A 22886-nucleotide genomic window follows, 5' to 3' on the forward strand; every position below is an offset into this window, starting at 1 on the left:
ACAAAGTATGAACTTTGAAACGATTTGATTTTCATGAGATAGCTTTTGTACTCTGTTTTCAAAAATTTAATATAGATAATAGTTGCCCGCTTTAAACCTATAGCTGTTTTATTGGTCTCTAAAAAGTCATACATTTAACTACTGTAAGCGTCTCTAAAATCCAAACAATGAACAACAGAAGAGATTTTCTCAAAAAAGCAATGCTGCTTTCCGGGGCTGCGGGTGTGTCTGGCTTTATGCCCGATTCGATTAAAGCTGCTATGGGAATCGATCCTAAAGAAGGCAGCACTTTCCTGGATGCAGAACATATAGTTATCCTAATGCAGGAGAACCGCTCTTTTGATCATAGTTATGGAACGCTGCAGGGGGTACGGGGTTTTAACGATCCCAGGGCTATTACGCTTCCCAATAAAAACCCGGTATGGCTGCAAACTGATGAGAAAGGCGATACTTATGCACCCTTTCGCCTGGATATAAAAAAATCTAAAATCACCTGGATGGGAGATCTCCCACATTCGCGTGCAAGCCAGGTAGATGCTTACAATTCAGGAAAATATGATCAGTGGCTGCTTGCCAAAAAATCGGGTAATAAGAAGTATGCTTCTATGCCTTTAACCCTCGGGCATTACACGCGCGAGGATCTTCCGTTTTATTATGCGCTGGCAGATGCTTTTACAATTTGTGATCAGAATTTCTGTTCGGTAATGACCAGCACCACGCCTAACCGGTCTTTTTTCTGGACGGCCAATATCATGAGTGAGGAAGAGGGACTTGTAAAAGCTAATATCCGGAATACCGATTACGGAGCGGCTAAAATGCGTTGGGATAGCTTTCCCGAATTACTTTCAAAAAATGATGTTAGCTGGAAATTTTACCAGAATGAAATATCAACCGGTGGCGGCTTTAAGGGAGAAGAACGGTCCTGGCTGGCTAATTTCGGTTGTAACCTGTTAGAATTCTTTGCAGCTTATAATGTGAAGTTCGCGCCAAAATATATTCAGAGTCTTCAAAACCAGGTAGACACTTTGCCTGGCGAAATAGACAAGTTGCAACAGGCTAGTCCTGGTGAAATGGATGAAGAGAAGAACCTTGCGGCGATCAGGAATAAACAAAAGGCATTGGATAATGCACGCGCTGAGCTGGCTAAATGGAACCAGGCCCAGTATGAAAAATTATCCGCTAAAGAAAAGGAACTTTTTCAAAATGCATTTGTAACCAACTCCGGTGATCCGGGCTATCGTAAGCTGGACGAATTGTCTTTTGAAGAACAAGGGCAGCAGCGAAAAGTAGAAGTGCCTGCCGGCGATATATTTTACCAGTTCAGGAAGGATGTTAATGAAGGTAAGTTGCCCACTGTATCATGGCTGGCCGGACCGCAGAAGTTCTCCGATCATCCCAGTGCGCCCTGGTATGGAGCCTGGTATCTTTCGGAGATTATGGATATTTTAACCAAGAATCCCGAGGTTTGGCAGAAGACCATCTTCATTATCACCTATGATGAAAACGACGGGTATTTCGATCATGTGCCGCCTTTTTCTATCTCTGATAATAAATTGCCCGGTACCGGTAAATGTGTACCGGAGATGGATACGGAAATAGAGCATGTGCGTTTTGATAATGAAGTAAAGCAGGGCATCCCGGCGAGCCAGGCGCGGGAAGGCGCTGTAGGACTGGGTTTCAGGGTGCCTATGATCATTGCTTCGCCCTGGACCCGGGGCGGTAAAGTTTGTTCCCAGCTTTTTGAGCATACTTCAACCTTACAGTTCCTGGAAACCTTTTGCAATCGGAAATTCAAGAAGAATATACGTTTTAATAATATCAATCCCTGGCGACGCGCCATTAGTGGTAATTTAACAGCCGCCTTCGACCGGTTTTCACCCAACCCCGATATAAAAAAAGACCTGGTAGGCCGCAATGCGCAGATTGAAAAAATTTACAATGCAAAGTTTACACCAGAGCCAACAGGGTATCAAAAGATAACAGTAGAAGCTTTGCAGGGAGGCCAGTTGAAGCAATTGTTGCCTCAGCAGGAGCGGGGCACCCGTAAGGCCTGTGCGGTACCTTACGAGCTTTATGTAAATGGTGCATATAATAAAAATAAAGGAAGTTTTGAGCTGCATTTGGAGGCATCTAAAGATCAGTTTGGCGTGCAGGCCTCAGGTGCGCCATTTAAGGTGTATGCCATAGGCAGCCATAAAGCTTTAAAGAATAAAGATGTCTTCGAGCTCAACCGGTCCTGGAATTATACGCTTGCGGCCGGGTTTCAAACTACCGAACAATGGCCTCTGGATGGTTTTGAGAACAAGGGATATCACTTACGCGTTTACGGGCCTAATGGATTTTATCGTGAATTTATAGGTGATCATAATACACCGGGTGTGGAAGTACTTTGCCGATACGAAAAGACCAGGAAAATAACCGGTAATGTAGAACTGCATTTTTCTAATAAGGAGCAACAGGATGTGGAGCTGGAAATTATTGATAATGCTTATGGTAACCCCACCATCTATCCGCTTGTAGCGGCAAATCAAAAGAACAAAACGGTCCTGTTGAATCTTAAAAAATCTGCTAATTGGTATGATTTTACGGTCAGGCTAAAAAATAATAATACGATCGCTTACCGGTTTGCGGGACATGTGGAAACCGGTGAAGAAAGTATTACAGACCCGGCTATGGGTAACCCCGCCTGACCGAAATAACAAAAATAAAAAATGGAAACGAACCAACGCATCGTATATAAAGATGTTATGTCTCCGGTAGGTTTGATCAGGTTGATCGCTTCCGGTAAGGGTTTAATGGCCGTTTTATGGGATGGTGAAAATTATACGGGAACAAAGTTGCCGGAAGCTGTGCCGGATCATGAGGATCGGGTATTGGTGCAGGCCGGGCAACAGCTCAAAGAATATTTTGCAAAAGAAAGAAAGGCTTTCAATATTCCTTTGGATCTGAAAGGAACTGAGTTCCAGTTACGCGTTTGGAATGCGTTATCGGATATTCCATACGGAACAACAAAAACTTACGGAGCGCTTGCGCGTCAATTGGGCGACATTAAAGCGGTGAGGGCAGTAGGTGGTGCATTAAATAAAAACCCGGTTGCAATTATTGTCCCCTGTCATAGAGTGGTGGGCGCATCCGGCAAGCTGGTTGGCTTTGCCGGTGGCCTTGAAAATAAATCGATCTTACTGGATATCGAAAACGGCCATAAAATGCCAACGCTTTTTTAGAATATCACGCATGAAAAGGAAAGCAGGGAATACTTCAGTTACAACTGGTTTTAATAAAAAGAATTATAAGTACCTATGTGATCAGTTGGCAGGTATGGACCCCGATTTGAAACACATATTGGATACCCATGGTTATCCTCCTATGTGGACAAGAGAAAATAGTTTTGAGTCGTTGGTGCATATTATCCTGGAGCAGCAGGTTTCGCTGGCTTCCGCCCTCGCAGCATTAAATAAATTAAAAGAAAAGTTAGGGAACATAGTCCCCGAATCTATACTGGGTCTTACTGATGAAGAAATGAGAGCCTGTTTTGTCAGTCGGCAGAAAATGGGCTATATAAGAGGATTGGCATTATCTATAAAAAATAAGGAGATCGATCTGAACGCCTTCACTGCCATGCCCGATGAAGAAGTGCGCAACAGCTTGGTTTCTTTAAAAGGCATTGGTAACTGGACTGTTGATGTTTACCTGATGTTTTCTCTTCAACGGGCAGATGTTTTCCCGGTTGGCGATCTTGCCGCTGTAAATGCATTAAAACGACTAAAGCAGCTGGATCTTTCAACAATCAGGGAAGCTATACTGGCAATCAGCGAAACCTGGAAGCCGTTTCGAACAATAGCCAGTATGATGCTCTGGCATTACTATCTGTCCAATAATAAAAAAAGAGTATAGCGGTTTGATTAGAATATATTTAAAAAATAGTAAAACCGTATTACCCAAAACTATAACGCTGACCGATGATGGCTATGACCCCCAAAGCCCTTGCCCGGATGTTGGCAAAGCTTTTAAAAAAGGTCTGTAATCAAATTGTATTTGAAATTGTTTCCTGTTGATCGATTATATAGTGTGGATATGCTATCGCTACTATAACGCAAAGTGGAAATGTAAAAGCGGCTGAACGGTGACAGCCGTTACACTTGAAAGTAGCCTTCAGTTGTGTGGCCTGTGTTAATGCTCAACCTTTATATAGTTGCTTTCATCGAAGATATTCAGCTGCTAATCGAAAAACGCTCCGGCTGGAAACTATTGCTTCTTAGCTTGCAGGTTGATAATGGATAAGGTACCCTCTTTCAACTACCTCAGAATTTTTAGCGGCTGGTTGGTGCGAGGAGCATATCGGGTTTTCCTGCTTACAATTCGTTTTGCATTCTGGGAGAACCGGTTTACCGGTAACAACCTATAATTTCTTTCGGGGCTTTGTTGAGTACTAAATCCATATCAAAGAGCTTAATCTAAACAAGAAAATAGCCGGTACCGGCTTAGATGGTGGCTCTCATTCGTTATCAACTTTAAGAAGGCTTCATGAACAAGAGACTATTGTTGGCATTAATAGCCTGCCTGTCGCTGATGGGTGTTCGGGCACAGCGGGTATCGGGTATATACACCAATTTTGATTATAACGGTAGCGGGTACTGGCATAGTAGCGGCCCTTCTGCCGGGGCAGCCAACCAGCCGGGCAATAGCCATGATCTGCTGGCATTTACCTGGAAAGGTGCCACCTATACAACAGGTGTAGATGATGCCCGTATAGAGGCTATTGTACCTGCGGTGCCTTCATTAATTAAAAATACCTTCAGGTCGTTGCCGGTAAGCTCTCTGCCTGCACCCGTCTCCGGTACTTTTGTAGGCGTGGGGGTTAATTATCCTATTAACACGGCTAATACCAGTATGGAATATTATCTTACCGATGGTGTACGTGGACTTAACCTGGGCACCGGAATTTATAACCTCCCCAGCGGAAAAATAAGCAAATACACGGTACAGGTGAATACCTCCGCTTTTTCGGCGCCTGCAATCCTGATTACGCAAATGGGTAGTTATGCTACTGATATCAATGATGAATTTTATTTTGTAGATGCTGCGGGGAATGTGCTGGGTCAAAAACGCATTGTGGACTTTGATACAGTAGCGTCAGTGGGAGTGGGTCGCTATAAATTTTACAATATACAATCATCCGGATTGGTGTATAACTCAAGTGTCAGCAGCAGTGCAACAAGGGATATGAGGCTGGTGGCATTTTCCCTCGCTGACTTTGGTATATCCGGTGCTAATATGAGCCAGGTGCACCAATTCTGGCATAAGCTTTCAGGAAACAGTGATCAGGCTTTTATAGGTGCTTATAATGACGAAACGATCAGGGTATTTCAGTCTGTCAGCGGTTTTGTTTATGTTGGCGGCTCAACGCCCGGGACTCCAGGTTATGCCGGGGCAACCGTAACCATTTACAATGCGGCCGGTACTGCAGTCGGTTCCACCACTACGAACCCCGCAGGCTATTATTTGTTTGGAGACCTGGCTCCGGGTAACTATACTATTCGGCTGACGGTGCCTAATGGAAGTTCTATTATAGCAGCATCCGACAGCCAAACTGATGAAAATATTGCAGTGACTGTGGCCGATGAGCCGGTAACCAATACCTGGTTTTCTTTGAATCAGCCGTTGCCAGTGGATTTTGGAACCATCACCGCAAAAATGACACAGGGCCGCTTGTTGATTAACTGGAGTACCCTGCATGAAGTAAATAACGACCGTTTTGAAGTGGAAGCGTCTGCTAATGGTGTTACCTTTCATGCTGTGGGAATGGTGACTTCCCGGTCTGTTGATGGTAATTCTGATACCGGTTTATATTATTTTCTCGAGATAGCTGCAGAAAAACTTACCGCTGTATTAGGGATGACCTTTGCAATATTTTCGTTCATATCAATGGCCGGATTTAGAAACAGGAAATGGATGTTGATAGCACTGATATTTATTGGAGGATTATGGGCCTGTAGTAAGAGTGAAAATATGGCGGGTTCCGGAAGCCCTGATGTTTTTATACGTATTAAACAAGTGGATAAGAATGGGGAATTCAAATACAGTAAGACGGTAAAAGCAACTATTGATTAACTAGTATTTGTTGTGGGAATTTCGGATTAGATGCCGGTAAGCATGTATAAATGCCGAAAACTCATTAGCAGTTGTTGGATCCGTTAGTATTCCCTGTGAGTTAATTTTTCCTTTTACTCCCTGTATAAGTAATGTGCTGTCTTCATTAAATGCAGCCATTAGTGTTTTCATGATCAACTGAAGCTCTTCATGTCCTTTTTCTCCATTGGCAGAAGCTGTAATAATCCCCAACGGTTTACCTGAAAAAACAGTAGTTGCAACACACCATTCCAAGGCGTTTTTGAGTCCGCTGGGGATACTGAAGATATATTCGGGTGTACAGATAATAACTCCGTCAGCCAGTTCTATCTTTCGCCTGAAATGAACAACTGCTTCGGGCACCTGGCCAACAGACAATACAGGATCAAAATGAGGAAGTTCTTTCAGCTCATTAAAAATGGAAATATTAAAATCCTCCTCCACTTGTGCTGCAAAATTTTCTACCAGTCTTTGGTTCGAAGAGGATGTGCTTGCGCTGCCAATAATTGCGAGTATTTCAAATTTTTTCAAAACCAGGATTTGACGATGATAGCATAATATTTGCAGTAATCACGAAACCATGATTGGATTTTCAGGCTCCATTAAAACAAATATATAAGATACCTGACTTAAAATAAGCGGGGAATACATAATTGACGTACAACCCAATATTGTACTTATAGTTTTTAGCGCCTTTCCTGCACATTAAAAACCGTTCCCGCCGGGTCCATGATCCAATGCATATTGGAAGGTAATTCCTCAATATCGTCACAGGTACTTACGTTGTTTATTTTTAAATATTCGGTAGCCGCGTCAATATCCGGTACCGTTAATTGCAGCCAGGTTTCGGAATGAGTGTAATTATCCACGCAATCCAGCCATAATACATTATGCCCGAAAACAACCTTATGCGTTCTTGAAACGGTGGGGTTTTGAATAGGCTGCTCTTCCACCTGCAGCTTCAGAATGTCCCGGTAAAACGATACGGTTGGCTCATACTGGTGTTTCGGTATTTTAACCGCTATATTAATGCCCGCTTCAAAATTTATATTCATTATTTTATTTTTTAATGTGATTTCTAGACTATTTCTTTTGCATAGATTTATTTAAGCGGATTAAAATTAAAAAACTTCGATTTGCGGGCCTTATCATGAGGCAAGAAATCAATTTTGAGCCGCATATAAAAAAGACTGCATGTTTTGGACTTAAAAATCCAGTGGCTTCTTTGCCACCGTCATTTTTATCAATACATTTATTGAAAAATTGCGGGGCAATGCCCGGTCAAACAATGTATTTCCTGAATTGTTAATAGTTCAACAACGCTATTTATGGATTTTAAGCTTATTCTGCAGGCGATCAGTAGCTATGTAGCTGATTATTTTAAGGATCATGGCTCCGAAGAGCTACTGTATCATAATTACGAGCATACCGCTTCAGTTGCCACGGCAGCTGCCGAATTAAATGAGCATTACGGGTTATCGCAGCAGGATGACTTCGTGGTTCGGGCTGCTGCATGGTTCCACGACCTGGGTTACCTGGTAGATCCGGATAATCATGAGGCTGCCAGCGTTGTGTTGGCAGAAAATTTTTTAAAGGAAAAGCAGGTGCCATCCGTTATTATAGAGGATGTGAAGGGTTGTATATTGGCTACGCGGATGCCCCAGAAGCCCAAAAATCTGTTGCAGCAAATTGTTTGTGATGCAGATATGTCGCATTTTTCAACTGATTCGTTTGCCGAAAAAAGCAAACAGCTGCGCAAAGAGCTACAAACACGTTGTGGCCTGGCCATCAGCAAAAATGCCTGGCGCCATCAAACCATTTGTCTGTTAGAAGTGCATCAGTATCATACAGACTATGCAAGAACGCACTGGAATATCAAGAAAATGGAAAATCTCGAAGACCAACTAAAAAAAGATAAGAAGTCGAAAGAAGGCGAAACGGAACTGCCGGAAGAAAGTGGTGGAAAAAAGAATAAAAAAAATAATGGCGATCGCCCTGAAAAAGGCATTGAAACCATGTTTCGCATTACCTCCACCAACAATCAGCGCTTAAGTGACATGGCAGATAAAAAAGCTGATATCCTCATTACCGTCAACTCCATTTTATTGTCGGCCATATTGAGTTTGCTGATCCGCAAATTGGAAAGTAATACGCATTTGGTCATACCCACCATTATCATATTGATAGTGTCGGCCGTTACCCTTATCTACGCCATACTGGCAACACGGCCAAAAATTCCCAGCGGGGTTTTCAATCAACAGGATGTAGACAGTAAAAACGTAAACCTGCTGTTCTTTGGTAATTTCTACCGGATGGATTTCGAAGAGTATAAAAAAGGAATGTGGAAAGTGATGGAAGACCGGGATTTTTTATATGGATCGCTGGTAAAAGATGTGTACTCACAGGGCATTGTTCTGGGGCGAAAGTATAAGCTGCTGCGTATTGCCTATAATGTGTTCATGTTTGGACTAATGACAGCTATCATAGCATTTGTAATCGCTATTTTTTCTATTGTATAAAAGATAGTAATGGAATTAAAAGGACGGGATTTTAGCTGGCTGGAATTTAATGAGCGCTTATTGTATGAGGCTGCGGATAGTACCGTGCCCCTGGCGGAACGCTTAAAGTTCCTGTCTATATACTCTTCTAACCTGGATGAGTTTTCGAGGGTGCGTATTCCTACGATTACTGCCCTGGGAAAAGTGCAGAAGCAGAGTAAAGCAGATAATGCAGCCGCTATTGCCGGTATCATCAACCGGCAGCAAGAGCGGTTTGGACAAATTGTAAGGACAGTAAAAGACGAGCTAAAAAAGAAAGGGGTATATATTGTATACAATGAGCCTATACCGGTTATTGTTTTAAAAGAAGTAACGGATTATTTTTTTTCGCAGATCGCAGCCTTCCTCCGGATTGCTTACCCCCGGGCGGCAGGTGATTTTTTCCCGGAGAACAACCATATTTATCTGGCAGCAGAGCTTAAAAAGGAAGATAGCAGTCAACTGGCGGTTATCGCCATTCCTTCCGATCATTTGCCAAGGTTCTTCTCTTTGAAAAAAGCGGGTATTCAATATGTGATCTTTATCGATGACATCATCAGAGCCCAGTTACCCACTTTGTGGCCGGGTATCGCAGTGGATGCGGCTTACAGTTTTAAAGTAACCCGGGATGCAGAAATTGACCTGGATGATGAATATAAAGGTAACCTGGCTCAGAAAATTGCAGCGCAGATCGCCAAACGTGACTTTGGGTTAGTTACCCGGCTGCTGTATAATGCAGCAATGCCCCAGGCGCTTTTACAGCAATTGGTACGCAGCCTCGGCCTGCAAAATGCGATGATCATGCCGGGCGGCGCTTATCACAACCTCAAAGACCTGTCGGCTATTCCTGTTAAGGATGCCGCTTTAAAGGACGAACCCTGGCCAGCCGTGCTGTATGCTTTGCCTGCATCCACCTTACTGGAAAGTATTAGTAAACAGGATATCCTGTTACACCTGCCTTTTCATAACTATGACATGGTACTGCGCTTCTTCAACGAAGCGGCTCTTGACCGAACCGTTACCGAAATCAGCATGACTATGTATCGGATATCGGGTACTTCAAAAATTGCGGAGGCCCTGATCACGGCAGCGCTGAGTGGTAAAAAAGTGACGGTTTTTGTAGAGCTGAAAGCCCGCTTTGATGAAGCCAACAATATCACCTGGGCCAGGAAAATGAAAGCGGCTGGTATCCGCATTATTTATAGTATTCCGCAAATGAAAGTGCATGCCAAAGTTGTTTTGGTGAAAAGAAAATGTGAAGGTCACTGGCAGTATCTGGGGCTGCTGGGTAGCGGTAATTTCAATGAAGTAACTGCCCGCTTTTATACCGATCAGGTATTAATGACGAGCAACACGGGTTTGTTGAAGGACCTCGACCAGCTTTTCAGACTGTTGAAGAAAAATAAAAAATCTTTTACAACGGATGCATTGGCGCCCCAGCAATTGCTTATCGCACCCTTTAACCTGCAAACGCGTTTCGCGGCATTGATCGACAGGGAGATTGCTAATGCCAGAGCAGGACACAGGGCGGAAATGATCATTAAGATCAATAACCTGGAGGACGAGAAGATGATCAGGAAATTGTACGAGGCATCCAATGCAGGCGTAATAATACAATTGATCGTAAGAGGTATCTGCAGGCTGGTACCGGGCATAGCAGGGCAAAGTGAGCATATTACGGTAAGGCGAATTGTAGACCGTTACCTGGAGCATGGCCGTATTTTCTGGTTCTATAATAATGGAGAAGACGAGATCTACATGGGATCGGCCGACTGGATGACCCGTAATTTGTACCGGCGTATAGAAGTGTGCTTCCCTGTTTTGGATGATCGTTTAAAAGCTTCTTTGCGCAAGGTGCTGGATATTTATTTACAAGATACCCGTAAAGCAACGTGGATTACGGAAGATGGAGCTCATAGCTCCGTTGTTGGCAAAGGCAAAAAGCTGCAGGCACAGGCTGTCATGTACCAGTGGGTAAAGGAGCAGCATCAATAAAATTGAAGAAAATGAAGCTGAAAGAGTTAATGGTTGTTTTATTGCTGGGATGCTTTGCATTACTGGCCTGCGGGCAACAGGCAGAAGAGTTGCCGGCTGCACCACCGGGTTATGATTGGTCTGTGTATAAAAAAATAATATTGTCGGACGACTTATTGGAGATTTCAGGAATTGCGTTTGCCCCCGGCCGATATGACACATTATATGCACAGCAGGACGAAGAAGGCGCGATCTTCAAAGTGGGGATTCCTTCCGGGAAATACAAAAGAGTGAATTTCGGAGATGGGGGAGACTATGAAGATATTGCTATCCGGGCAGATACATTGTTATTGCTGGAGTCTGACGGATCTTTTTATGGATTTAAACTCGATAGCCTGAACGAAAAAAAGACAAAGCCTTTTGGATATTACGAAAAAGTATTGCCCGGGGGAGAGTATGAAGGACTGTTTGCAGATATTGTGACGGGTAGCTATTATGCGCTTTGCAAATCCTGTAAAAGCGATAAGAAAAATAAACAGATCACTATTTATGAATTGCAGTGGCATAATGATTCTTTGTTGGTTACCGGAAACCACGTTATTCCTACTGCTGAACTGACTGCTGCCGGCGGGAAAAAGAAAGCGGCTTTTGAGCCCTCGGCGCTGGCAAAACACCCGGTAACGGGGGATTGGTATATTGTCTCATCGGTTAACAAAATGCTGGCTGTAGTCAATCAACAGTGGCAGGTAAAAGCTACCTACCCCTTAAGCAGGAAGCTACTGGGACAGCCGGAAGGGATAGCGTTTGATAACTCGGGTAACATGTTTATCAGTAGCGAAGGTGATGAATTGCAGGCCGGAAGAATATTGAAATTTGGTTATAAGAAGCCCTGATAATGAAAATAAGAATACTCATTACACTCGCCGGAATGATCACTTCAGTTGTTGCCGCTGCACAGCCTCAACCCGTGCAGCGTGTCATATTGATAGGTGATGCCGGTGAGATCAACTATGAGCAAACAACTGTGATTCCCGATGCAGCGGCTAAAATATTGCCGGGCATCACTTCCGTTTTTTATTTAGGCGATAACGTTTATCCCCGGGGCATGGGATTGCCGGGTACTAAAACCGAAGCCGGCGGACAAGCCATCCTGCGTTCACAGTTCGGGCCTTTACGGGCTAAGGGCGCTCCGGTATATTTTCTACCGGGCAACCACGATTGGGATCGCATGGGAAAGCAGGGACTGGCAAAAATTAAGGCACAGGGTGATTTTATCACTGCCCAAAACGATCCTCAATTAAAAATGATTCCAGCCAATGGCTGCCCCGACCCGGTTGAAATTTCTTTGGGCGATCAGGCTGTGGTGATTGCCTACGATTCGGAGTGGTGGCTGTTCCCCTATAATAAAGACAACGCGGACGCAGCATGTGACTGCGATACAGAAACAGAAGTGCTGGAAAAGCTGGCAGGCCTGTTCTGGAAAAATAGAAATAAATTGATCCTGTTAGCCAGTCACCATCCTTTCCGTTCTTATGGGGTACACGGAGGAAAGTATAATTGGAAAGATCATTTGTTCCCGCTAACAGCGGTCAATAAAAATATGTGGATACCGTTGCCGGGGCTGGGTTCTTTATACCCGCTGTTGCGCAAAAGTGTTTTCCTAAATGTAGAGGACCTGGGGCATCCTCAATATCAGCACCTGGTACAAAGAGTTGAAGCTATTGCAGAGGGTTTTCCGAATATTATCAAGGTAGCGGGGCATGAGCATGGTTTACAACTGATTGACGATAGGGGCTTGCAGGTGGTAAGTGGTGCAGGCGCTAAAAGCACTTATGCAAAAAAAGGAAGGCACGCGCTGTTTGCCGACGAAAGGCAGGGATTTGTAGTGGTGGATATTTTCGCTGATAAGGCGGCCAGCATACAGTTCAATGTATACAGCAAAGATGGAGCTGTGCGCGAAGCCTATAAGCACACAGCCGGTTACACCGCATGGGATAATAACCTGCCTTCTGAAAGCAGCGAACTGCAGGGGGACAGTGTTACGGTTGCAGCAAAAGCCAAATATGATGAAGTAGGCCGTTTACATCGCAAGATATTCGGTGAAAATTATCGTAAGGAATGGGCTGCGCCAACCCGGTTGCCCGTATTACACCTGAGCCGGTTACAGGGCGGATTAAAACCCCTGCAAAGAGGTGGTGGTATGCAAACTGTTTCACTTAGGCTGGCAGATAGCAGTGGCAAAGAGTGGGTATTGCGAAGCGTAAACAAAGTACCTGATGCGGTATTACCCGAAGGCTTGCGCAGCACTTTTGCCACTGACCTGGTAGATGACTATGTGAGTGGCCAGCATCCTTATTCAGCACTGATCATTCCCCCGCTGGCCAATGCCATCAAAGTTCCCCATGCTTCGCCGGTGATCGGAGTAGTGGCTCCCGATCCCAACCTGGGTATGTATAATCAGTTAATGGCAGGCAGTGTGGCCTTACTGGAAGAAAGGGAACCTGGCGGGAATTCGGATAATTCAGAAAAGTTTGTAAAAGCATTGTTGAAGGATAATGACAATACCTTTAAAGCAAAAACCTTTTTCAGGGCGATGTTGCTCGATCTGCTGGTATCAGATTGGGACCGGCATGAAGATCAATGGCGTTGGCTGAATACCAGCGGAAATAAGGACAAGGATTATGCACCCGTGCCGCGCGATCGCGACCAGGTATTAAAGATCAACACCGGTATCGTGCCTAAAATGATCACCCGGAGCTGGCTGATGCCTACTTTCCAGGGATTTGACAGCATTATACCTTCGGTAAAATATTCCTTATATAAGCATCGTTTTGTACATGCATTCCCTGCTTTCCAATTCACCAAAGACGAGTGGAAAGAAATGACTGCCGATTTTGTAAACAAGATGACGGATTCGGTAATCGACGCGGCCATAGCACAGCTGCCGGCCTCGTCAAGGGCTATCCGTGGTGCTGCGTTGGCCGCAACTATGAAAAAAAGGCGTGAGCAATTGCCTGTTGCGATGGGCAGGTACTATAACTTTTATAACCAGGTAGTTGACCTGCGTCTTAGCGATAAAAATGAGCAGGTACTGTTGAAAGATGCGCCTGGCGGAGGCTTGCACCTTACCGTCAGGAAAATTAATAAGGATGGTGAGGTAAAGGGCAAGCTGGTGGACCGGGTATATGATCCGCATATTACCAGTGAAATAAGGCTGTACACCGGTGCCGGCAATGATACGATACAGGTGGATTACACTAATTCCCGTATTAAATTACGTATGATCGGCGGAAAGGGCGATAAGCATATAGCTGTAATGCAACCCGGGCCAGCTGTACGTTTTTACAATCAATCAGGCGGGGTTACCTATTCTGGTAATGAAAGCCGCATACGTAAAAAGATCAGCGACGATTCATTACAGACAGCTTTTGTTCCGGTAAACCTGTACTCTAAAACCATGCCCCTAATTACAGGTGGCTTCAATAGGGATGACGGGTTTATATTGGGTGGCGGGTTCAGGCATATACAACAAAAGGGATTTAGGAAACTACCTTATAGCAGTTCACAACAACTGTTGATTTCAGGGGCTTTCGCTACCGGGGCTTATCAGGTCAGGCTTAAGGCAGACTGGATTGATGTACTAGGTAAGGCTGATATTGAACTGAATGCTTCTTCCTACGCACCGCATAATACCCACAACTTTTTTGGATTAGGCAATAATACAGTATACGATAAGAGTCATTCTATCAGTTACTACCGTAGCCGGTATACACTTACGCAGGTAGATCCTTTGTTGCGCTGGCGGCTGGATAAAAATGTAACACTGCGCCTGGGACCTTCCTTCCAGTATTTTAGTATGGAAGCTGATGATAATGAAGGACGGTTTATTGTAACGCAGCCGCTTCTTAGTTATGATAGTTCTACCAGTACCCGTACCAAATCGTTTGCCGGTGCGCTTTTTTCATTTGAAAAAGATAGCCGTAATAACACGATGTTCCCAACAAAAGGAGGATATTTTTCGTTACATGTTAAAGGATATACCGGATTGAATCGTTATAGCCGCTCGCTGGTACAAGCCCTGCCGGTTATAGCTGTTTATATGCCCTTGAATAATCAGTCATCCATCATCCTTGCCAATCGCACCGGAGGCGGGGTTACGTTAGGTCATGCAACCTTCTATCAGTCGCTGTTCCTGGGTGGACATGATAATTTGCGGGGTTTTCGTAATTATCGTTTTGCAGGTGAACAAATGTTGTATAACAACCTGGAGTTAAGAATGCGTTTGGCGCAAATTGGCAGTTATATTCTGCCAGGGCAGTTAGGCGCTACTTTATTCTATGATGCCGGTAAAGTTTGGGCAAAGGGCGCTGATAGCGGTGAAATACACCAGGGCGTTGGTGGCGGAATTTATTTTGCACCTGCAAATATTGCAGTATTTCAATTATTGGCAGGATATTCTAAGGAAGGGTGGAACCCTCATTTTACAATGGGGTTCAGATTTTAACTAAAACAACTCATGGATACGTTTTTACAAAAATATTTAGATATTACTCAAATTAATGCGAGCTTTTCCTTTGCCCCGTATTACAGGTTTTTAAAGAAAAGGATTGACGGAACGGATGATGTAAAAAGACGCATGTTTCAATATTTCGCTTCGCGGATAGAAGAGGCGGGAGTGCAGGAACGGGACTTGTCTGCGGATGAAATCTCGGGCTACAAAGAATTGCTGGATATTTTGTATGTAAGCCTTACTAATATCACTATTGATGGTGATAGGGATCTCTGGGGCATTACAGCACCGTTTACATCTACATTTGCCTATGGCACACCCTCTTTGTACCGGTCGTTTGTTGAAAAAGATACCGGCTGGTTAAAACCCGAATTCGAGTCTAACTTTAAAGAAATTGGCCTGGCAGCGCTTAAAAATATTTACCATACTATATTAGATCAGCTTTATGGTATTGCCAATCCTTCAAAAGATGAGTTTATTTACCGGTACATCGACAATGTAACGGGCCTGTATCGCTTTTTTAAGATCAACTTTGGTCATGATTTTATAGATATGCGATATAATAACGAATTGCCTGAATTAAGCGAACGCATGATCGCCGGTATCACTGATGATGATGTTTTCGTGCGGTATATGCTGAGGAAGTTGCCGCTCACAGGATTTGAATTTCGTGGCTTTGGTGTGGTAACCATTGCGGATGTCACACAGCAACAAATCATGGTGTATATCAAGGAACGGTTATGGAAACTAAAAGACGATGTTTCCTGTATAGAGACGGGGTTCGAAGATTTACGCCTGGCAGTAAAATCATTACTGGGATCTAATAAAATTGAGATTGGCGCCATGCCGTTCATCATGATGAACGGACGTATGGTGCGGAAGGCGGGAGAAGGTTTGGTTGGAGCTTCAGCATTGACTGAACAGGAAGTGCAGACCTTTTTCAAGACATTTGAAGCTGGTGCAAAACCGGTAGTAGTAGATGATATTGCAACGGGAGGGACAAGACATCCGCTGGTTGAAAAAATTCTGAAGGGAACGCCTTATCGCACGTATGCGGCCATGCCCATCTTTTACCAGCAAAAAGTATATGGCGTGGTAGAGCTATTTGCTATCGAACCGGGCTTGATTACGGCAGAACGAATCAAACTATTGGAACGCCTGTATATTGAGTTGGCTCAGTTAATGAAGGTGGGACATGAAATGTTTGAAAACGATATCAGGTCGGTGATATCAGACCGGTTTACAGTAATACAGCCTTCTGTTGCCTGGAAGTTTGATGATGTAGCCCTGGCTTACCTGCAGCAACAAAAGGTACATGGTAAAGTCATTCAGAAAGTGCCGATTGTTTTTGAATCGGTATATCCATTTTATGGTGCAGTAGATATCCGTAACTCTTCGTTGATCAGGAATAATGCCATCAGGGCCGATTGGCAGTTACAGTTACAATGGTTGCGTAAAACGGCTAATGAACTGGCGCAGTTTAACCTGCCGTATATACAGCAGTTGATGCAGCAACAAATCGAATTCTTAAAAGATAATAATGTTGATCAGCCCATCAGCAGTGAAACTATTTCAACTTCCAATGCACTGGACAAGGTATTGCGAAAGCTGTTGGGCGCCTTAAGTACCGAACAACCCGAAACAGCAGCTATCTGTAATGCTTACCTTGATGCAATTGACCTGGCAAACGGGTCCTGCAGCATCAATCGTCGTAACCTGGATATGTCGATGCAGCAAGCGATTGCCGGCATAGACACTTTGCTCGATGAAATGAACAGCCGGATGCAGGAGGTTTCCCCCGCTTATTACAATAAATTTCGTACAGACGGTATTGAGTATGACCTGTACGTAGGTTCTGCCATTAATCCGCAGAAACCCTTTAGTAGTGCCCAGTTACATGAGCTGCATATTATTCAGCTGGAATACATGCGCAAAGTGGCCCTTGCCAATGCAGCCCAGCAGCATGCACTTTTAGTGCCCCTGCAATCAACCCAGCTCATCTTCGTAAACAGTGATGTGATCGATATTACTTTCAGGGAAGATGAAAAGCGTTTTGATGTGGAGGGCGCTTATAATATTCGCTACCAGATGATCAAAAAACGGATAGATAAAGTACATCTGCGCGATTCGGAGGAACGGCTTACCCAACCTGGTAAAATTGCTGTCGTTTACATTAACGAAGCCGATGTGGAAGACTACAAGACCTTACTGGAGGAACAGGTGAAGAAAGGACTATTTGTTAATTTGGAGCATCTTCAGCTGGAAGATCTGCAGGGTATTAGCGGCTTAAAAGCACTGCGCGTAACGGTTAATGAAAATTAATATTTGGGTATTCTTTTAGGTTTTTTCTGGCTGGCCTTCCAAACGGCCTTGGTTACAAAATGCCCCATCAGTGAGCCAAGTACCACGTCGCTGGCCCAGTGCCGGTTGTGGTAGATACGGGAAACTGCGGTAGCTGTAGCAATGGTATAAGCCAGCGGACCTACCCATTTCTCATCTTTAAACTCTAAAGCCAAAGCGGTAGCAGCGGTGAAGATGGTATTACTATGCCCACTCGGGGAAGATGTGTAACGCTGCTTGGCAAAAGGCGCTGCATAATCCCAGGAAGAATGGGCGGCATCGGGACGGTTACGCCGGATCAGCTTCTTAGAAGCAGTATATATTACGGTTGAAATAACTAGGGCCTTGGCGCCTGTAAGACCCGCAGATGCTATTTTGGGTTGTCGGGTAATCGCTCCTACTGCATACATGGCCGGGAATAAATAGAGCCCGTAAGTATTGCCGAAAGGTTCTACTACTTTCGCAACACTTTCTATGCCGGCAGACCGGTTGCGTTGTACTACATTGCGTATTTCCCAGTCGGCAAGTAGCATGGCACCCGTGCCCGCAGCTAATAATGAAAAACGCGTCCAGTCTTTTTTGTCCCAATGTGCAGGCCTGGAAAGTGTATAGGTTAAAGCCGGTATAAAACTTTTAAAATAGTCTTTATTGAGTTTATAATAAGCGGTACTGATGCTATCGGTACTAGCAGGGTAGCTTAGGCTGTCGCCTGATGTAATATTGGCGGCGCTACTGTCTCTTTGTGCTGCTGCCAGCTGGCTAAAGAAAATACAAACGATCAAAAATAACTGTTGCAAACGAAAACGATCCCCCATTCCTGATTATTTCAATTACAAATATACAGGATGCTCCAACACAACATACTATAGCCTCGTTGAGCCAGCGCACTAAGATCGCTACCAGCTACAGTTAATATACGGTCACTCTAAGTTAAATAATCAGTGGGGGTGAACTGGCATCCCCTTTAACTTTGAGTGATTCATAAACCTATTTGTATCATGATCAGATTTTTAACGATAGCCTGCTGCCTGTTTTTTTCAAGTACAGTCCTTGCGCAAAGCGATACCGCATTAATACAGGTTGATCTTCAGAAGGAGGTTGGCAATATGCAGCCCCTTTGGGCCTGGTTTGGTTATGATGAGCCCAATTACACTTATATGGAAGATGGCAAAAAACTGTTGAGCGAAATTGCCGCTCTCAGCTCCGTTCCGGTGTATGTGCGTACCCATTCATTAATGGTGACCGGAGATGGCAAAGCTGCGCTCAAATGGGGTAGTACCAATATGTATACAGAAGATGCGGCAGGTAATCCGGTATATAGCTGGACTATTGTAGATAGCATATTCGACACTTATATCAGGAGAGGTATGAAGCCGCTGGCCCAGATTGGTTTTATGCCCGAAGCGTTGTCAACCCATCCCCAACCTTACCGGCATTACTGGAAGCCGGGAGATCAATACAGTGATATCGTTACAGGTTGGGCTTATCCCCCTAAAGATTACAACAAGTGGGCAGAGCTGGTATTTCAGTGGGTAAAGCACTGTGTGGACCGGTATGGTAAAACAGAAGTGGAAAGCTGGTATTGGGAGGTATGGAACGAGGCAGACGGGTATTACTGGAAAGGAACGAGGGATGAGTTTTTTAAATTGTATGACTATGCTGCAGATGCGGTGAAAAGGGCATTGCCAACAGCTCGTATAGGCGGCCCTAACACTACGGGCGGCGCCATGAAATGGCTGGATGCTTTTATAAAGCATTGTCTTTATGAAAAAAATTATGCCACTGGCAAAACAGGAGCTCCATTGGATGTGCTTCTTTTTCATGCCAAAGGATCGCCAAAGCTCGTTAATGGAGTGGTTGTAATGAGTATCCGTAACCAGTTACGCAATATAGAAGATAACTTCCGGGTGATTGCCCGGTATCCCGAATTAAAAAATCTACCGGTGATCCTGGGCGAAAGCGATCCCGAAGGTTGTGCAGCCTGTGGTATGGCTACCGATCCGCAAAATGCTTATCGTAACGGTACCATGTATTCCAGCTACACAGCTGCATCATTTGCCCGGAAATATGAACTGGCGCAGCGATACAACATAAACCTGATCGGAGCAGTAACCTGGGCCTTTGAATTCGAGGATCAGCCGTGGTTTTATGGTTTTCGTGACCTGGCTACCAACGGCGTTGATAAGCCGGTGCTCAATGTTTTCAGAATGTTTGGTATGATGCAAGGGAAACAGGTAGCTGCAGAAAGTAACCGGCGTTATGCTTTGCAGGAGGTACTCGATTCCAGTATTCGTCGTGCAGCTACCGATATCGGAGCGCTCGCATCTAAAGACCCGCATTCAGCGGCAGTAATGATCTGGAACTATCATGATGCTGATGAAAAAGGCAGCACGGCGCCTGTATATCTTTCAATAAGCAAACTGCCTGTCAAAAAAATAAAGCTGACCCATTATCGTATAGATGATGCTTTTAGTAACGCTTATGAGCATTGGAAGAAAATGGGATCACCCCGGCAACCTGGTGCAGCACAGGTAAAGGCCCTCGAGCAGTTTGGACAATTGCAATCCATCGAATCTAAAAATATCAATGTTCCCGCAAATGGAAAAATCGACACCCGCATTATATTGCCAAGGCAGGGTGTGTCTTTTATAAAACTGGAATGGTAGTAAAAGGGTTGTAAGCAGCATCGCGGTGATGAGGCTGTTTTGAGGCTGGGAGGAACAGGACAACTAAGGCAGGCCGGCGTTTATTTTCGTAATAAGGAAGAAAATAAATTGAGATCTGAAAAGAAACCGTCTTAAATGGAAATAACTCATAATAGCGGCAGCGTAGTTGTTGGCGCAAGTATACAACTTTTGTGGCCGCAAACATCGAGACAATGGGCTCAAAACTACCAATGAGTCGGAATAGCTGGGACTGAGAACTAAAGCTAAGGTTGTCATCTATAAGCCGTGAACCGCTGGGAATGGATAACGAAAAATTTAAGCAACAACTTCGCTTCACGATTCAGGTTTTATAAAATCACCTGTATCCGCTGGCAACAGCCAAATGGTTTGTAGAAATCATAGAAAGCAACTCCCGGGTGTGTTTCAGGGTTGCTGGTTCAAACAAAAATGCCCGGTAAGAACAGGTAAATCCGTTCAAACCAGGCAAGGGCTATGAGGGCTGCACAAAGAACTGGTAATCGTGCAGTGAAAAAAACGGGATTTTTCCCGTTTTTTAGAGTTGTTAATGCTACTGCCAGCAGCCGGTATATCGGTTTTATTTCGCTTATCTCATTGAGGCATGACATTTGCCCTTGTACCAGTAAAAACAAAAGTCGTCACCAGGCGAGTGCCCTAAACCGCTTTTACTATGCCCGAAACCCTTACAGAAGCCGGATCCTGTTTGTCTTCTGTCGAATCAAATAATGGAGTATTGCCTCCTGCTACTTATGTTATTAGTATCCCCTCCAGGGAGGTAATTTATAATAATGTTGATGTACGTATCTCACTTGGATTTAGTGAGCAGGAGCTGACATCTATGTCCAATGCATATAGCTTTTCACTTTATCATCCTGAAGATTATTCAAAGATCCGGAGCTTTTATACGAATTGGCAGCATGTTAATGATCAGCAACAGCAATCTGTTCTGTACAGACACCAGGACCGTTGGGGTAGATGGGTATCCCTTTATGCAAAAGGCAGGGTTTTGAAGAGAGACGATCGTGGTAAGGTGTGCCAGTTACTGGTCACCGTTGAAAAAATAAACCAACAACAACCGGGTACTGAATGGGGCGATGTCCGGGAAAATGTGCAGCAAACAGTTGATAAATACCGGACCTTATTTCGTAATATGGATGAAGGGTATTGTATTATTCAAATGCTGTATAATGAGGAAGGGCTCCCGGATAACTGGCGGTTTATAGAAGTAAATCCTGCATTTGAACGACATAATGGTTTGGTTAATGCAACCGGGAAAACAATCCTCGAAGTAACACCCGGTATTGAACCGGTTTGGTTTAATATCTATGGTAAAGTAGCAGACACTGGTGAAAGCATTCGTTTTGAACAACGGTCGGATGCTTTTCAGCGAACTTTTAATTTATATGCTTTCCGCGTAGGGGTACCGGAGGAGCGCAAGGTGGCGGTTTTGTTTACCGATATCACTGCGCAGAAAACGTCGGAGGAGGCATTACGGAAGAGCGAGGAGCATAACAGGGCTATTGTAAACCAGACAAGCGTTGGCATTTTTGGCGCCGACCTTGATGGGTATATTACTTTCTTAAATGAAAAAGCTTCCCGGCTTTTCGGGCTAAAGAAGAATGAAGGGGTTGGCATCAATATACTGGATATAACGGTTCCCGAATTCAGAGAAGCTACGATACATAAATTCGGTAAACTGGTAGCTGAGGGCATATCCTTTGAGTCTGAAAAGCTCATGTTTCGTAAAGGTGGTTCCGAATTTTGGGCGAACGTGAGTGTATCCGGCATTTCAGATCAACAGGGGGATATAAAGTCTGTAGTGGCAGTTGTTATTGATATTACGCAACGTAAAGCTGCTGAAACGGCTTTACGCGAAAGTGAACAGCAGTTAAAAGAGTTGCTTCGGCTAAAAGATGATTTTATTGGTATCGCCAGTCATGAACTGAAAACACCGGTTACCAGTATGAAAGCCTATGCTGAGATCGTTAAAGAAAGTATGGAGCAACTGGGCGATAAGCAAAACAGCTACCTGCTTTCGCGTTTGAATCAGCAGATAGACCGGCTTATGACATTGATCAGGCATTTACTGGATACCAGCCGCATCTCTGAAGGTCAATTACAATTGGTTATGGAAGATGTAGATCTTAATAGTTTATTACTGGAGCGGGTGGATGAGATCAAACGAACTACCGGACACCAGTTTGTCTGTCACCTGGGAAAACTCCCACTGGTGTTGGGCGACAGGGAGCGTCTGGCCCAGGTAATGACCAACCTGTTGTCGAACTCGGTAAAGTATGCACCGGTTCAAACCACAATCACCGTTTCTTCTGAACTGGAGGAGCATGCGGTGAGAATTACAGTACAGGATGAAGGTCCCGGCATAACGGTAGCAGACCAGGAAAAGATTTTCGAAAAATTCTTTCGCAGCAGAACTAAAGCCATGAGCACTTACCAGGGAATGGGATTGGGACTATATATTACAGCTCAGATCATACAAAAGCATGGAGGTGAGCTGGGTGTGCAAAGCGACGATGGGCACGGCGCTGCTTTTTCGTTTACACTTCCGCTTAATAAGGAAACAATTACGTAGGAAGTGTTGAAAGAAGTCCCTGAAAAAAATGTTAAAAGCCATCACTATAGCTTTTATGGTACAGTACTTGGCATAATAAGATAAGTAACCGTGACATAAAAACGGATTTTATTAACCTATAA

General features: G+C 44.2%; 14 protein-coding genes. 11 read left to right on the forward strand and 3 right to left on the reverse strand.

From position 1 onward, the window contains the following. The first annotated feature begins 167 nt into the window (after positions 1-167). The 4 genes from ACLOAU_RS19430 (at position 168) to ACLOAU_RS19445 (ending at position 6111) form a co-directional block, all read left to right on the forward strand. Entirely contained in the window at positions 168-2690 is a 2523-nt protein-coding gene (locus ACLOAU_RS19430) for a phosphocholine-specific phospholipase C (RefSeq protein WP_427863570.1), read from the forward strand. Between the two features lie 21 nt (positions 2691-2711). Further along, positions 2712-3224: a methylated-DNA--[protein]-cysteine S-methyltransferase gene (locus ACLOAU_RS19435; protein ID WP_427863571.1), complete on the forward strand. Its 513-nt coding sequence runs from the start codon at positions 2712-2714 to the stop codon at positions 3222-3224. A 10-nt stretch (positions 3225-3234) separates the two neighbouring features. Further along, the gene (locus ACLOAU_RS19440) at positions 3235-3894 is read left to right on the forward strand and encodes a DNA-3-methyladenine glycosylase family protein (RefSeq protein WP_427863572.1); all 660 of its coding nucleotides are present in this window, start codon (positions 3235-3237) and stop codon (positions 3892-3894) included. 630 nt (positions 3895-4524) lie between these two features. Continuing rightward, positions 4525-6111, forward strand: a complete 1587-nt coding sequence (locus ACLOAU_RS19445) for an SdrD B-like domain-containing protein (protein ID WP_427863573.1) — start codon at positions 4525-4527, stop codon at positions 6109-6111. Here the strand turns inward: ACLOAU_RS19445 and ACLOAU_RS19450 are convergent, their stop codons facing one another. Next, positions 6112-6660 carry an NADPH-dependent FMN reductase gene (locus ACLOAU_RS19450; RefSeq protein ID WP_427863574.1) on the reverse strand — a complete coding sequence of 183 codons (549 nt, stop codon included), beginning with the start codon at positions 6658-6660 and terminating at the stop codon, positions 6112-6114. 155 nt (positions 6661-6815) lie between these two features. After that, entirely contained in the window at positions 6816-7184 is a 369-nt protein-coding gene (locus ACLOAU_RS19455; RefSeq protein WP_427863575.1) for a VOC family protein, read from the reverse strand. 273 nt (positions 7185-7457) lie between these two features. Between ACLOAU_RS19455 and ACLOAU_RS19460 the strand changes: the two genes are divergently transcribed. The 5 genes from ACLOAU_RS19460 to ACLOAU_RS19480 are packed head-to-tail and all read left to right on the forward strand — an operon-like array spanning position 7458 to position 17472. Then, complete coding sequence (locus ACLOAU_RS19460; RefSeq protein WP_427863576.1) at positions 7458-8648, forward strand: Pycsar system effector family protein; 1191 nt, start codon at positions 7458-7460, stop codon at positions 8646-8648. Between the two features lie 9 nt (positions 8649-8657). Beyond that, positions 8658-10661 carry a polyphosphate kinase 1 gene (ppk1, locus tag ACLOAU_RS19465; RefSeq protein ID WP_427863577.1) on the forward strand — a complete coding sequence of 668 codons (2004 nt, stop codon included), beginning with the start codon at positions 8658-8660 and terminating at the stop codon, positions 10659-10661. A gap of 11 nt (positions 10662-10672) precedes the next feature. Further along, positions 10673-11533, forward strand: a complete 861-nt coding sequence (locus tag ACLOAU_RS19470; RefSeq protein WP_427863578.1) for an SdiA-regulated domain-containing protein — start codon at positions 10673-10675, stop codon at positions 11531-11533. A 2-nt stretch (positions 11534-11535) separates the two neighbouring features. After that, positions 11536-15144 carry a BamA/TamA family outer membrane protein gene (locus ACLOAU_RS19475; protein ID WP_427863579.1) on the forward strand — a complete coding sequence of 1203 codons (3609 nt, stop codon included), beginning with the start codon at positions 11536-11538 and terminating at the stop codon, positions 15142-15144. Positions 15145-15156: 12 nt separating this feature from the next. Further along, entirely contained in the window at positions 15157-17472 is a 2316-nt protein-coding gene (locus ACLOAU_RS19480; protein WP_427863580.1) for a GAF domain-containing protein, read from the forward strand. Here ACLOAU_RS19480 and ACLOAU_RS19485 read toward each other — a convergent pair. Continuing rightward, positions 17469-18305 (reverse strand): phosphatase PAP2 family protein, encoded by an 837-nt coding sequence (locus tag ACLOAU_RS19485; RefSeq protein ID WP_427863581.1) that lies wholly within the window; start codon positions 18303-18305, stop codon positions 17469-17471. The two genes, ACLOAU_RS19480 and ACLOAU_RS19485, sit on opposite strands and share 4 nt — an antisense overlap. A 183-nt stretch (positions 18306-18488) precedes the next feature. Between ACLOAU_RS19485 and ACLOAU_RS19490 the strand changes: the two genes are divergently transcribed. Both ACLOAU_RS19490 and ACLOAU_RS19495 read left to right on the forward strand, forming a co-directional pair. After that, on the forward strand, positions 18489-20156 hold the full coding sequence (locus ACLOAU_RS19490) for a GH39 family glycosyl hydrolase (protein WP_427863582.1): 1668 nt from the start codon (positions 18489-18491) through the stop codon (positions 20154-20156). Positions 20157-20844: 688 nt separating this feature from the next. After that, the gene (locus ACLOAU_RS19495) at positions 20845-22764 is read left to right on the forward strand and encodes a sensor histidine kinase (protein WP_427863583.1); all 1920 of its coding nucleotides are present in this window, start codon (positions 20845-20847) and stop codon (positions 22762-22764) included. The last annotated feature ends 122 nt before the right edge of the window (positions 22765-22886 follow it).

This window comes from Paraniabella aurantiaca (assembly GCF_050309965.1).
Taxonomy (GTDB): domain Bacteria; phylum Bacteroidota; class Bacteroidia; order Chitinophagales; family Chitinophagaceae; genus Niabella.